The sequence below is a fragment of the Klebsiella sp. H-Nf2 genome, from assembly GCF_002806645.1.
Taxonomy (GTDB): Bacteria; Pseudomonadota; Gammaproteobacteria; order Enterobacterales; family Enterobacteriaceae; genus Klebsiella; species Klebsiella variicola.
The window spans coordinates 336467-349755 of the sequence record NZ_PIBL01000003.1 but is presented as its reverse complement, the minus strand read 5'-3'; the positions used below and the strand labels follow the sequence as shown (position 1 = coordinate 349755).

Sequence of the window (13289 nt, the reverse complement as noted above, 5' to 3'; positions counted from 1 at the left end):
AAACTCCTCATTAATTTTCTGCTAACCAGTTATCAACCCGGGAACGTACCTGTCCCACTTTGACGCCATAAATAACCTGAACTTCATTTCGATTTCGTACGACGCCGTTGGCGCCAGTATTTTTTAATTGCGTGTCATCAACCCGCGCCATATCGCGCACGGCCACGCGCAGGCGAGTAAAACAATTATCGACGGAGAGAATATTCGCCTTGCCCCCGAGGCCGCGGATAATGTCATCGGTGACCGACTGTGGTTGCGCGACTTTCTGGCGGTACTCTGCTTTGCTGTAAAGCTTCACGTTCTCGTCATCTTCCCGGCCCGGCGTTTTCAGGTTCAGCTTCACCACCAGGGTGCGGAAAATCACGTAGTAAACGGCGAACTGGCCGATACCAATAAGGACATAGCCCGGCCAGCGCGTTAAGGAGACCGGCAGCGGCAGGTTATAGATCAGAAACTCGATCAGGCCCGATGCTCCCCAGGGACGTACGGTGAAGATGTCGCAAATGGCCTGCGAGGCGGCGGTTAACGTCGCGTGGATCACCCACAGCAGCGGCGAGACAAATAAGAAGGTGAACTCAATCGGTTCGGTGATACCGGTCAGCATCGAGGTGATAATCGCTGGCAGCAGAATCGCCTTCGCCATCACTTTCTTCTCCGGCTTCGCGGTGTGGTAGAACGCCAGCGAGGCGCCCGCCAGGCCAAAGATAGTGGTCATCCCTTGCTGCGAAAAACGTAATGCGTCGTTCATGACCGGCGTCAGGTCGGGATGGCGCATATAAGCGAGGAAAATGGCCTGGGTCCCGGAGACCACCTGACCGTCCACGTTCAGGGTGCCGCCAATCTGGGTGAGCTGGAAGGGGGACCAGACGAAATGATGCAGGCCGGTCGGGATAAGAAATTTTTCAAAGAAACCATAGACGAAGACCCCGGCGACCCCGGCATTTTTCATAAAACCGGTGAGGGCGGAGATGCCGTGGGTCATAAAGGGCCAAATCCAGGTAAAGGCGATGGCGTAGAAGATAACCACCGGCGTCATCGCCACCAGCGTCAGCTTAGCGCCGCCGTACATCGACAGCGCGCCAGGCAGCTCAATGGCAGAGACTTTATTGTGCACCCACGCAATCGTGCAGCCGAGAATAATGCCCAGGAAAACGCCCATATCCACCACCACAAAGCCCAGCAGCTGGGTTTGTCCGGTGCCATAATATTCACCGTTAATTTTTTCGGCGAGTCCGTGGGTGTGTTCCAGCCAGGAGTGGTTGGCGCCAAGGAACATAATGAAGCACATCACTGAAACCAGCGCGACTTCGGTTTTTTTATCTTTTGCCAGACCATAGCTAATGCCGACGCAAAATAATAAGCCGAGGTTGCCAAATAAAGGCCAAAAGGTGTCGCCGAGCATTTGCCCAAGCTGGTGTAAGAAACTGGTTTCAGCAATTAATGTCGGATTAGTTAATACTGAACTGAGGGCCAGAATTAAGCCAATGACCGGCAAGAACAATACGGCGCCGATCATGGCCCGGGAGAATTTTTGCATATTCTCCAGAATACGCTGACGTATTTCAGGCATGATTGATCCTTTTATATTTTTGTAGGTACAGGGAGCGGTTTTTTATCGACTTCCAGTGATTTGGTTATAGCAATTCTGATATTTGAAAGGAACCTGTTGCGCTAAATAGGTACAGATAGCCGCTTATTGCACACAGGTTTCAGGACCCTCACCCCAACCCTCTCCCTGAAAGGGAAAGGGAGTGGCCAGAGCTGAGTTTTGCCGGGAAGTGTTCCCTCTCCCCGTGGGGGAGAGGGCCAGGGTGAGGAGGAGTTTACTGCGGCGCGGCGGGCGCGGTGTTGACCTCGCCGTTGCGCATCGTTTGCGCCACCTGCTGTTTCTCCATATTTACCGCACTGAGCTGCCCGTTAACCGTCGGTTTGAGCGGGACATCGGCCCGCACGCTGCCGCTGGCGGTCAGCTGGAGATTGCCGTCCCCGTTAATGGGAAGCGAAGGCCAGCCCCAGGCCTGCAGAATACCCAGCGGTACGCCGCGGCCTTTCAGGCTGAGATTAACCTGGCGCTGGGGTAGCTGCGATACCGCGGCGGTGGCCTGCAGAATGCCGCGCTCGGTGAAGGCGCTAAGCTCAGTGATATTGACCGTCGACGCCGTTGCGCTCAGCTTGAGTGACGGGCGGCGCACGTCTATCCGGTTAAAAGTCGCGGCCGCGGCGTTCAGCGTCGCGCTGCCGTTCCATACCCCCCAGCTGCCGTTTTTCACCAGCTGTAGCTCGCCGCCATAGCCATCGAGGGCGGTAATTTGCCACGGGAAGGCAGGGTCCACATCAATGATCAGGTTACGGCTGGCGCTGAATTTTTTCAGCGTCAGGCTTTGCAGCCAGGCCGGCATTGGCTCCATCCACAGCTGTTTCCAGTTCGCCGGCAGCGTGTACTCCAGTCCGGCGAAGGCGGTGTCGTCGAGCACCAGGGCGTTACCGGCGCGCAGCCAGTTGCCAGAGGTGCGCACCATGCCGCCCTCCCAGCGTGAGGTAAACTGGCGCAGCGCAATGCCCTGGGGAGAAAATTCAGCATTCAGGATCGGGTCGAAGAAGTGTAGCGAGCCGTAGATAAATTCGCTGGCGTTCATCGACAGCGTGCCGTCCTCGCTCTGCCAGCCGCCGTGGCTGAGCGTCAGGTTGCGCAGGCTCAGGTCGAGGTCGGTTACCGCCCAGTCCGGCCCCTGCAGGCGGGCGTCGGTGATATCCAGGCGGCCAATCTGCAGGGAGGGGACGGTGGTCAGCGGGGCGAAAAAGTCGGCCAGCGATGAGGCGCTTTGCAGTCGAATCTCATTGAGCTGGAGGTTATCCACCAGCCAGCTGCCGTCAGCACTGCGTTTTGCATTGCCGGTTAAGGTGCCGCGGGCGACATCGGCGCCGAGGGTGGAGAGGGTGACCTCGCCATGATCAATCTTACCCTGAATCAGGACGTTGCTGGCTTCGACGCCATTGAGGGTCATCGAGCCCGCACTCATCTGGATCTGCGCTGTGTTCCCCAGCACATTGCCTGCCTCCGGCGCCCATGGGCTGACGCCGCCGGTGACGCGCTGCGCGCTAAGCGCCCAGCCGGTTTCCGGACTGTTGAAGGCCATATTGCGCAACATCAGCCGGTCGGCAGCGAACGGCAGGGCCGCGGAGTGGGGAGACAGATTCAGGGTGCCGTCGTTAAGGACTATCTCATCCGCATGCAGCGGATCGCTAAACTGGCGGGTGCTGAAGCCAATATCGACCGTTTTTGCCACCAGGGTGGCCGGCTTGCCTTCACGGCCAAAGGTGACGTTTTGCAACTGCACATGAAGAGGGGAGGAGAAATCGTGTTCCATCGCATCGAAGGAGACCTGCCAGCCGGTGCCATTGCTGAGCCAGGCGCTGGCCTGGCGGGCGCCCCAGTGGGTTTGCAGCAGGAACCATGCGCCAACAATGACGAGCAGCAGAGCGACTAGCAGCCAGAGAATCAGCTTTCCAAGAAATTTCATGGTCTTCCATTCTGTGAGATGCACATAACCGTGTTATGCCCGATTTAGGCGCACTTCTCAAGGCGGGCGTGGTTTATTTCCGTGATGAGGCAGGTCGTGGAGAGCGTCCCGGCCGATAGTACGACCGGGAGCGCGTCAGATCAGGCTTTTTCTGGCGGGAAAATTAAATTCAGAACAATCGCTGTGATACCACCGGCGGCAATCCCCGAAGAGAGCAGGTTTTTCAGCCAGTCCGGAGCGAACTGCAGGATCAACGGCTGCTGCGACACGCCGAGGCCCACCGCCAGCGACAGGGCGATAATCAGGATCGCCCGACGGTTCAGCGGCTCACGGGAGACGATGCGCACGCCGGACGCGGCAATGGTGCCGAACATCACCAGCGTAGCGCCGCCGAGCACCGGCTCAGGGATGTGTTGCACGAAGCCGCTCACCGCCGGGAACAGGCCGAGGACGATCAGCATCAGGGCGACCACAAAGCCGACGTAGCGGCTGGCAACGCCGGTCAGCTGGATCACGCCGTTGTTCTGGCCGAAGCAGGAGTTCGGGAAGGTGTTGAAGACCGCGGAAACAAAGGAGTTGAGGCCGTTAGCCAGCACACCGCCTTTCAGGCGTTTCATATACAGCGGACCGGAAACCGGCTGTTCGGAGACATCGGAGGTGGCGGTGATATCGCCGATGGTTTCCAGGGAGGTGATCATAAACACCAGCATCAGGGGCAGCAGCAGGCTCCAGTCGATGCCGAGACCATAGTAGAGCGGCGTCGGAACGGTGATGAGGCTGCTGTTGGTCGGGGCGGTATTGGCTGGCAGCATATCGAGGAACCATGCCGCCAGATAACCGGCAGCCATGGCAATCACCAGCGAAGCGATGCGCAAATAGGGATTACGCTGGCGGTTGAGAATAATGATCAGCGCCAGCACGATGCCCGCCAACAGCAGGTTCTTCGGCGCGCCGAAGGTGTGGTCGGCCATCGCCGCGTAGCCGCCGCCGATGGAAGTCAGTCCGACCTGAATCAGCGACAGGCCGATAATCATCACCACCACGCCGGAGACCAGCGGGGTAATGATGCGGCGCGCCAGGTGCAGGACGCGGGAGAGGACCATTTCCGTGCAGCTGGCCAGCATCAGGGTACCGAACAGAGCGGCCATCATGGTGGGGACGTCGGCGCCGCCGGTTTTCAGCGCGGTACCGCCCATGATCAGCGGGGCGACAAAGTTGAAGCTGGTGCCCTGAATGGAAAGCAATCCGGAGCCGACGGGGCCCCAGGCTTTAATCTGAATAATGGAAGCGACGCCGGAGGCGAACAGCGACATGCTGATGATATGTTGGGTATCTTGTGCCGGGAGACCGAGAGCCTGGCAGATTAACAGCGCTGGAGTGATCACCGCGACAAACATCGCCAGCAGGTGCTGGAAGGCGGCGAACAGGGTTTGCGGTAGCGGTGGGCGATCTTCGAGGCGGTAGATTAATTCGCTAGCTGATTTATGCGCAACCGGTTGCGCATTTTCTGACTCTGCGGTGTTAACGGACATCACAAGCAATCCCAAGGTGGCAAAGCGGGAATTTTATCGGACTGTAGACCAAAAGCAAACGTTTGCCAGCATTTGGTCATAAAAATTTATGCCGTGAATATGCGCAACGAGGTTATTAACATTTTGTATGCTAAATCGCATCATTGGTGATACAAAATATCTTTTTCTGTCATTTTTTCCGCCGTTCTGCGTAAAATCCCCCTCTGACTCCTCATGATGAGAAGCTAAAGACACCAGGAATATCGTCGCGTGTGAATGGATCATGCGCCCATAAGGAGCTTTTTATGTTTCACCTCGATACCTTATCGACGCTCGTTGCCGCAACGCTTGTGCTATTGCTCGGCAGAAAACTCGTGCAAACCGTTCCCTTCCTCAAGAAATACACCATTCCTGAACCTGTTGCCGGCGGTTTGCTGGTGGCGCTGGCGCTGCTGGTGCTGAAGAAAAGCATGGATATCGAAATTGATTTCGATATGAGTTTGAAAGACCCGCTCATGCTGGCGTTCTTCGCCACCATCGGTCTTAACGCCAACCTCGCCAGCCTGCGGGCCGGCGGCAAGGTGCTGGGCACTTTTCTGATCGTGGTGGTTGGCCTGCTGCTGCTGCAGAATGCCCTCGGTATCGGCATGGCGACGCTGCTGGGGCTGGATCCGTTGATGGGCCTGCTGGCCGGGTCGATTACCTTATCCGGCGGCCACGGCACCGGGGCGGCGTGGAGCAAGCTGTTCGTTGAGCGCTACGGTTTTGCCAACGCCACCGAAGTGGCGATGGCCTGCGCGACTTTCGGCCTGGTGCTGGGCGGCCTGATCGGCGGTCCGGTGGCACGCTATCTGGTGAAGCACTCTTCCTCTCCGGACGGCACACCGGACGATCAGGTGGCGCCAACCGCCTTTGAAAAACCGGACGTGGGGCGGGTGATCACCTCGCTGGTGCTGATCGAAAGTATCGCCCTGATCGCCATCTGTCTGACGGTGGGCAAGGTGGTTGCGCAACTGCTGGCGGGCAGCATCTTCGAGCTGCCGACTTTCGTCTGCGTGCTGTTTATCGGTGTGATCCTTAGCAACAGCCTGGCGCTGGCGGGGTTGTATCGGGTGTTCGATAGGGCGGTATCGGTGCTGGGCAACGTCAGCCTGTCGCTGTTCCTCGCCATGGCCCTGATGAGCCTCAAGCTGTGGGAACTGGCCTCGCTGGCGCTGCCGATGATTATTATCCTGGCGGTGCAATCGCTGGCGATGGCGCTGTATGCGGTGTTCGTCACCTATCGGATGATGGGTAAGAATTACGATGCCGCGGTGCTGGCGGCGGGCCACTGTGGCTTCGGTCTGGGCGCAACGCCGACGGCGATTGCTAATATGCAGGCGATCACCGACCGTTTTGGCCCGTCACATATGGCCTTCCTGGTGGTGCCGATGGTGGGAGCGTTCTTTATCGACATCGTTAACGCGCTGGTGATTAAGCTATACCTGCTGCTGCCGATGTTTGGCTGATAAAAAACCCGGAGGCGGTGCTGCGCACCTGTCCGGGCTACAAGATCGTGCTGTTTGGGGTTTTGTAGCCCGGCTAAGGCGTTTACGCCGCAAGCCGGGAATACCTCCACAATCTTACGCTTCGTCGTGCTCTTCCCACGCTAACGCGCGTTTCACCGCTTTCTTCCAGCCGCTGTAGCGGAAGTTGCGCTCGGTGGTTTCAATACCCGGGCGGAACTCGCGCTCAATGACCGCTTTTTCCTGCAGCTCATCCAGATTTTGCCAGAAGCCCACCGCCAGACCCGCCAGATAGGCCGCGCCCAGCGCCGTCACTTCGCGTACTTCCGGACGCTCCACGCGGGTGCCGAGGATATCGGACTGGAACTGCATCAGGAAGTTGTTGGCCACCGCGCCCCCGTCCACGCGCAGGGCGTGCAGACGAATACCGGAGTCAGCCTGCATCGCCTCCAGCACATCGCGGGTCTGATAGGCGATGGACTCCAGCGTCGCACGGATAATGTGGTTCGAGTTCACGCCGCGGGTGAGGCCGAAAATCGCGCCGCGGGCATACGGGTCCCAGTATGGTGCGCCAAGACCAGTGAACGCGGGTACCACGTATACGCCGTTGGTATCCTTCACTTTGGTGGCGAAGTACTCGGAGTCGAACGCATCGCTGATGAGCTTCATCTCGTCACGCAGCCACTGAATAGACGCGCCGGCCATAAACACCGCCCCTTCCAGGGCATAGTTCACCTCGCCGCGCGGGCCGCAGGCAATGGTAGTCAGCAGGCCATGTGTTGAGGCTACCGCTTTTTCACCGGTGTTCATCAGCATAAAGCAGCCGGTGCCATAGGTGTTTTTCGCCATCCCTTCTTTGACGCACAGCTGGCCGAACAGGGCCGCCTGCTGGTCACCGGCGATCCCGGCGATAGGGATACGGGTCCCGCCTTTACCACCGATGTTGGTCTGGCCGTACACTTCGGATGACTTACGCACTTCCGGCAGCATCGCGCGCGGAATGTCCAGCGCGTCGAGCATTTTGTCGTCCCAGTCCAGTTCGTGGATGTTGAACAGCATGGTACGTGAGGCGTTGGTGTAGTCGGTAACGTGCACGCGGCCCTGGGTCATCTTCCAGATAAGCCAGGTGTCAACGGTGCCGAACAGCAGCTCGCCGCGTTTCGCACGTTCACGGGAACCTTCGACATGGTCGAGGATCCATTTCACCTTGGTGCCGGAGAAGTAGGGGTCCACCACCAGGCCTGTGGCCTTGCGGATATACTCTTCCATCCCGTCACGCTTGAGCTGCTCGCAGATCTCCGCGGTACGGCGGCACTGCCAGACGATGGCGTTGTAGATTGGCTTACCGGTCTCACGCTCCCATACGATGGCGGTTTCACGCTGGTTAGTGATGCCGATGGCGGCAATTTCGTCGGAGTTGATGTCAGCTTTCGCCAGCACTTCTACCAGCGTAGAGCTTTGCGAAGCCCAAATCTCCATCGGGTCGTGCTCAACCCAGCCTGGCTTAGGATAAATTTGTTCAAATTCTCGCTGGGAGACGCTGACGATATTGGCATCATGATCCATCACAACGGCCCGGGAGCTGGTAGTGCCCTGGTCAAGCGCAACGATATATTTTTTGTCGGTCATAGTCGGTGTCCCGTAGTCAGATTACAGCGAAGCTTTATGTTGAGTGGTCGAAGAGGAAGGGCTCTGTTGCTCTTCGTCCACGCAGGTGTCGCAAGGCAGATGGCGGCCAATCAGCTTACGATAGCTGAACGCGCCCAGTGCCGCGCCGACCACCGGTGCGCACAGCGGCACCAGGAAATAAGGAATATCTTTGCCGCCGGTGAAGGCGACGTCACCCCAGCCAGCCAGCCAGGCGAAGGCTTTCGGGCCGATATCACGCGCCGGGTTCATGGCGAAGCCGGTCAGCGGTCCCATGGAGGCGCCAATCACCGCAATCAGCAGGCCGATCAGCAGCGGAGCAAGCGGGCCGCGCGGTACGCCATTGCCATCGTCGGTCAGCGCCAGGATGACGCCCATCAGGATAGCGGTAATCACCATCTCTACCGCGAAGGCCTGCACAAAATTGATATGCGGGTTCGGATAGGTGGAGAAGATGCCGGCCAGATCGAGGCTTTCTACGCTGCCGCGGACTATATGGTGGGTGGTTTCATAATCGAGGAAAAGATTGTAATAAAGCCCGTAAACTAATGCCGCAGCGCAAAAGGCGCCAGCGAATTGCGAAATAATAAAAGGGACCACTTTGCGGCCATCGAAGCAGGCGAACAGCCAGAGTGCGATAGTCACCGCAGGGTTAAGGTGCGCACCGGAGACCCCAGCGGTCAGGTAGATCGCCATGGCGACGCCCAGACCCCAGATGATGCTGATTTCCCATTGCCCGAAGCTGGCTCCCGCGACCTTGAGCGCAGCCACGCACCCAACGCCGAAAAAGATCAACAACCCGGTACCGAGGAACTCTGCGATGCACTGGCCTTTTAAGGTTGATGTTTGGCTCATAATCGAATCCTGAAGCGTTGTGATGATTATTGTATGTAGGGTGGTCACAGACGACCATATTGCCATGTAGGCATAGTGTTAATTTATCGTTAACGAGCAAAAACGAGAAATATCGAACTTCAAATGTGTGTACCACGTCAAGAAAATGAGCGTTTTCGCGCCATCTGCGCGCATTGAGACCGGTGCCGGAGCGTTTCACCTCGCATTTTGTTAACCATAAAATTAACAATGACCCATGAAGTACGAGCGAACTGCGCTGAAAGCACCAGGTAAAGGCTGAAAAGTGTTGCAAACCGCAATCTGCGCGGCTTGCCGCTGGACAGGGGCGGCGGGGATTCATACAATCGACGATAACACCGCTATGTGCGCTAATTTTCGTTAAGGCGGGACCGCGTATACGAAACACGAGTTTCTATCAACGCCTTGCAAGTTCAGGAGAGGTATGACGATGTCATTAGAAGTGTTTGAGAAATTAGAATCTAAAGTGCAGCAGGCGATTGATACCATCACTCTGTTGCAGATGGAAATCGAAGAGCTGAAAGAAAAGAACAACACCCTGGTTCAGGAAGTTCAAAGCGCGCAGCATGGTCGTGAAGAGCTGGAGCGCGAAAACAGCCAGCTGAAAGAGCAACAGCAGGGCTGGCAGGATCGCCTGCAGGCGCTGCTGGGCCGCATGGAAGAAGTCTAATCGCTTCGCGCCCTCTCCCGTCCGGGAGGGGGCTATCCTTACTCATTTCTTTATATCCGCAAGTTATAGCCAATCTTTTTTTATTCTTTAATCATTGAATCGCTTTCTGGCACGCTTAGCCCATCACAACACACATAAAGAGAGCGGTGCGATGAATAAGTGGGGCGTAGGGTTAACTCTGTTGCTGGCATCCGCCAGCGTTCTGGCAAAAGACATTCAACTATTAAACGTATCTTATGATCCAACGCGCGAGCTGTACGAACAGTACAACAAAGCGTTTAGCGCGCACTGGAAGCAGGAGACCGGCGACAACGTGGTGATCCGCCAGTCGCACGGTGGCTCTGGCAAACAGGCGACCTCGGTGATTAACGGTATTGAAGCGGATGTGGTCACTCTGGCGCTGGCCTACGATGTAGACGCCATTGCTGAACGCGGCCGTATCGATAAAAACTGGCTGAAACGCCTGCCGGATAACTCCGCACCGTATACCTCAACCATCGTGTTCCTCGTCCGCAAGGGCAACCCGAAACAGATCCATGACTGGAACGACCTGATCAAACCGGGCGTGTCGGTCATTACCCCGAACCCGAAAAGCTCCGGTGGCGCCCGCTGGAACTACCTGGCTGCCTGGGGCTATGCCCTGCATCAGAATCACGGCGACCAGGCCAAAGCCCAGGAATTCGTCAAGGCACTGTATAAAAACGTTGAAGTGCTGGACTCCGGCGCGCGCGGTTCGACCAATACCTTCGTAGAACGCGGCATCGGCGACGTGCTGATCGCCTGGGAAAACGAAGCGCTGCTGGCGACCAACGAACTGGGCAAAGACAAGTTTGAAATCGTGACCCCGAGTGAGTCGATTCTGGCTGAGCCGACCGTCTCTGTGGTCGATAAAGTGGTGGATAAGAAAGGCACGCGCCAGGTGGCGGAAGCGTACCTGAAGTATCTCTACTCGCCGGAAGGCCAGGAGATTGCGGCGAAGAATTTCTACCGTCCTCGCGATCCTGATGTAGCGAAAAAATACGCCAATGAGTTCCCGAAACTGAAGCTGTTTACCATCGATCAGGAGTTTGGTGGTTGGACGAAAGCGCAGAAAGAGCACTTCTCTAACGGCGGCACCTTCGACCAGATTAGCCAGCGTTAATCCTCTTGGCCCTGCTTGCGCTACGCTTAGCAGGGCTACGGTTTTGCGCCGTGCGTAGCCCGGGTAAGGCGTCAGCCGCTACCCGGGGATCCCTGCTTGCGCTACGCTTAGCAGGGCTACAGTTCTGCGCCGTCCGTAGCCCGGGTAAGGCGTCAGCCGCTGCCCGGGATAACTCCCCGCCCACCATCTGTTTTCATTTAGTCATCAAATTACGTTACTCTTCCGCTTCAGGCTTAACAGGGAACGATAATGAGAAGAGTAAGATATTTTTTGCTGGCGCTGCTGGTGGCGATCCTCGCGGCACTAGCGGGCGGCTACTACTGGCTGCACTCCGGCAACCCGGACGCATTACGCAAGATTGTTCTGCAGCAGTGCGTACCCCATCAGCAACAGCAGCAAAACCCGTCGCCGTGTGCGGAAGTGAACCTCAAGGGCGGCTATGTGCTGTTTAAAGACCGCAATGGCCCGCTGCAATATCTGCTGATGCCGACCTACCGCATTAACGGCACCGAAAGCCCGCTGCTGCTGGACCCGCTGACGCCGAACTTCTTCTGGCAGGCCTGGCAGGGACGAGAAATCATGAGTCAGCGTCACGGCGCGCCGGTTCCTGATAACGCGGTATCGCTGGCGATCAACTCGCGCAGCGGACGCACGCAAAACCATTTCCATATTCATATCTCCTGCCTGCGCCCCGATGTACGCGCGCAGTTAGATAAGGATGCGGCCGCGGTCAGTAGCCGTTGGCTGCCGCTGCCGGGCGGGCTTCAGGGTCATGAATACCTGGCGCGCCGGGTGACGGAGGCCGAACTGGCCCAGCGCAGCCCGTTCCTGATGCTGGCGGAAGAGGTGCCGGAAGCGCGCGAACATATGGGACGCTTCGCGCTGGCGATGGCACAGCAGAGCGACGGCTCGCTGGTGCTGCTGGCGACGGAGCGTAACCTGCTGACCCTGAACCGGGCTTCAGCGGAAGAAATTCAGGATCATCGCTGCACCATTCTTAACGCAAGCCACTAGTTCTGGCGTTTACCTGTCTTACCTGTCGTCGTATTCTTGCTGAAAAAAACGACAGGAGACAGGCATGTCGCTCTGGCTTACCCACCCGCTGTTCCTTCCTTCATTGATTGTCGGCGTCACCATTGTGCTCTGGGCGACGTCGCTATTGCCGGAATTTATCACCGCGCTGCTGTTCTTCGCTGCGGCGATGATGGCGAAAATCGCTCCGCCGGAGGTGATCTTCGGCGGCTTTGCCTCTTCGGCGTTCTGGCTGGTGTTCAGCGGCTTTGTGCTCGGTATCGCGATCCGTAAAACCGGGCTGGCGGACCGGGCGGCGCAGGCGCTGTCTGCGCGGCTCACTGACTCCTGGCCGCGGATGGTCGGCAGCGTGGTGTTGCTGAGCTACGCGCTGGCGTTTGTGATGCCTTCCAACATGGGACGTATCGCGCTGCTGATGCCGATCGTGGCGGCGATGGCCCGCCGCGCGGGCATTGTCGATGGCAGCCGCGGCTGGTTCGGCCTGGCGCTGGCGGTGGGGTTCGGCACCTTTCAGCTTTCGGCGACGATTTTGCCCGCTAACGTGCCAAATCTGGTGATGAGCGGGGCGGCGGAAGGCTCGTACGGTATCCATCTGAATTATGTTCCCTATTTACTGCTGCATACGCCGGTGCTTGGCTGGCTGAAAGGGGCGGTGCTGGTGGCGCTGATCTGCTGGCTGTTTCCCGGTAAGCCGCATCCACCGCGTGACCTGGCGCCGCTGCCGCCGATGAGCCGCGACGAGAAACGTCTGGCGTGGCTGCTGGCGGTCGTCCTCACGCTATGGGTGACCGAGAGCTGGCACGGCGTCGGCCCGGCGTGGACCGGCCTGGCGGCAGCAGTGGTTACGCTGCTGCCGCGGGTGGGCTTTATCAACGGCGAGGAGTTCGCCAGCGGGGTGAATATGCGTACCTGTATTTACGTCGCCGGGATTCTGGGACTGGCGATCACCGTTACCCAAACCGGAATTGGCGGCGCGGTGGGCAATGCGCTGCTGCAGGTGATGCCGCTGGATAAAGACAATCCGTTCACCAGCTTCCTCGCCCTGACCGGGATTACCAGCGCGCTGAACTTTATGATGACCGCCAACGGCGTGCCGGCGCTGTATACCACTTTTGCGCAGAGTTTTGCCGACGCGACCGGTTTCCCGCTGCTCAGCGTGATCATGATTCAGGTGCTGGGGTATTCCACGCCGCTGCTGCCCTATCAGGCGTCGCCGATCGTGGTGGCGATGGGGTTAGGCAAGGTCCCGGCGAGGGCGGGGATGCAACTGTGTCTGGCGCTGGCGGCGGTGAGTTATCTGATTTTGCTGCCGCTGGACTACGCGTGGTATCAGTTGTTGGGGAAACTGTAACGGCAAAAGAAAGCCCGGCTTGCGCTGTGCTAAGCCGG

Annotated in this window: 10 protein-coding genes; 5 read left to right on the top strand and 5 right to left on the bottom strand. The window is 58.0% G+C overall.

What is annotated here, in order from left to right; all coding sequences use genetic code 11:
• Window positions 1–10 precede the first annotated feature (10 nt).
• The 3 genes from CWM58_RS12015 to CWM58_RS12005 form a co-directional block, all read right to left on the bottom strand.
• Entirely contained in the window at window positions 11–1570 is a 1560-nt protein-coding gene (locus CWM58_RS12015) for a PTS transporter subunit EIIC (RefSeq protein WP_100680989.1), read from the bottom strand.
• Window positions 1571–1823: 253 nt separating this feature from the next.
• Window positions 1824–3521: an AsmA family protein gene (locus CWM58_RS12010; RefSeq protein WP_100680988.1), complete on the bottom strand. Its 1698-nt coding sequence runs from the start codon at window positions 3519–3521 to the stop codon at window positions 1824–1826.
• Between the two features lie 140 nt (window positions 3522–3661).
• Window positions 3662–5053 (bottom strand): nucleobase:cation symporter-2 family protein, encoded by a 1392-nt coding sequence (locus CWM58_RS12005; protein ID WP_008806808.1) that lies wholly within the window; start codon window positions 5051–5053, stop codon window positions 3662–3664.
• Between the two features lie 284 nt (window positions 5054–5337).
• On the opposite strand from CWM58_RS12005, the gene gltS reads away from it, so the two are divergent.
• On the top strand, window positions 5338–6540 hold the full coding sequence (gltS, locus tag CWM58_RS12000) for a sodium/glutamate symporter (RefSeq protein ID WP_100680987.1): 1203 nt from the start codon (window positions 5338–5340) through the stop codon (window positions 6538–6540).
• A 114-nt stretch (window positions 6541–6654) separates the two neighbouring features.
• Here the strand turns inward: gltS and glpK are convergent, their stop codons facing one another.
• The gene (glpK, locus tag CWM58_RS11995; RefSeq protein ID WP_061152933.1) at window positions 6655–8166 is read right to left on the bottom strand and encodes a glycerol kinase GlpK; all 1512 of its coding nucleotides are present in this window, start codon (window positions 8164–8166) and stop codon (window positions 6655–6657) included.
• Between the two features lie 21 nt (window positions 8167–8187).
• A complete protein-coding gene (locus tag CWM58_RS11990; protein WP_100680986.1) occupies window positions 8188–9039 on the bottom strand; it encodes an MIP/aquaporin family protein in 852 nt (283 codons plus the stop codon).
• Between the two features lie 442 nt (window positions 9040–9481).
• Here CWM58_RS11990 and zapB point away from each other — a divergent pair, with 442 nt between their 5' ends.
• The 4 genes from zapB (at window position 9482) to CWM58_RS11970 (ending at window position 13251) form a co-directional block, all read left to right on the top strand.
• Entirely contained in the window at window positions 9482–9727 is a 246-nt protein-coding gene (gene zapB, locus CWM58_RS11985; protein ID WP_008806812.1) for a septal ring assembly protein ZapB, read from the top strand.
• A gap of 151 nt (window positions 9728–9878) precedes the next feature.
• Complete coding sequence (locus tag CWM58_RS11980; RefSeq protein ID WP_061152934.1) at window positions 9879–10868, top strand: sulfate ABC transporter substrate-binding protein; 990 nt, start codon at window positions 9879–9881, stop codon at window positions 10866–10868.
• Window positions 10869–11117: 249 nt separating this feature from the next.
• Complete coding sequence (locus tag CWM58_RS11975) at window positions 11118–11882, top strand: CDP-diacylglycerol diphosphatase (protein ID WP_061152935.1); 765 nt, start codon at window positions 11118–11120, stop codon at window positions 11880–11882.
• Window positions 11883–11946: 64 nt separating this feature from the next.
• Complete coding sequence (locus CWM58_RS11970; RefSeq protein WP_100680985.1) at window positions 11947–13251, top strand: SLC13 family permease; 1305 nt, start codon at window positions 11947–11949, stop codon at window positions 13249–13251.
• The last annotated feature ends 38 nt before the right edge of the window (window positions 13252–13289 follow it).

Coding starts and splice junctions, on each gene's coding strand:
- CWM58_RS11975 (WP_061152935.1), top strand. CDS start 11,118: ATGAGAAGAGTAAGATATTTTTTGCTGGCGCTGCTGGTGGCGATCCTC.
- gltS (WP_100680987.1), top strand. CDS start 5,338: ATGTTTCACCTCGATACCTTATCGACGCTCGTTGCCGCAACGCTTGTG.
- zapB (WP_008806812.1), top strand. CDS start 9,482: ATGACGATGTCATTAGAAGTGTTTGAGAAATTAGAATCTAAAGTGCAG.
- CWM58_RS12010 (WP_100680988.1), bottom strand. CDS start 3,521: ATGAAATTTCTTGGAAAGCTGATTCTCTGGCTGCTAGTCGCTCTGCTG.
- CWM58_RS11990 (WP_100680986.1), bottom strand. CDS start 9,039: ATGAGCCAAACATCAACCTTAAAAGGCCAGTGCATCGCAGAGTTCCTC.
- glpK (WP_061152933.1), bottom strand. CDS start 8,166: ATGACCGACAAAAAATATATCGTTGCGCTTGACCAGGGCACTACCAGC.
- CWM58_RS11970 (WP_100680985.1), top strand. CDS start 11,947: ATGTCGCTCTGGCTTACCCACCCGCTGTTCCTTCCTTCATTGATTGTC.
- CWM58_RS12015 (WP_100680989.1), bottom strand. CDS start 1,570: ATGCCTGAAATACGTCAGCGTATTCTGGAGAATATGCAAAAATTCTCC.
- CWM58_RS12005 (WP_008806808.1), bottom strand. CDS start 5,053: ATGTCCGTTAACACCGCAGAGTCAGAAAATGCGCAACCGGTTGCGCAT.
- CWM58_RS11980 (WP_061152934.1), top strand. CDS start 9,879: ATGAATAAGTGGGGCGTAGGGTTAACTCTGTTGCTGGCATCCGCCAGC.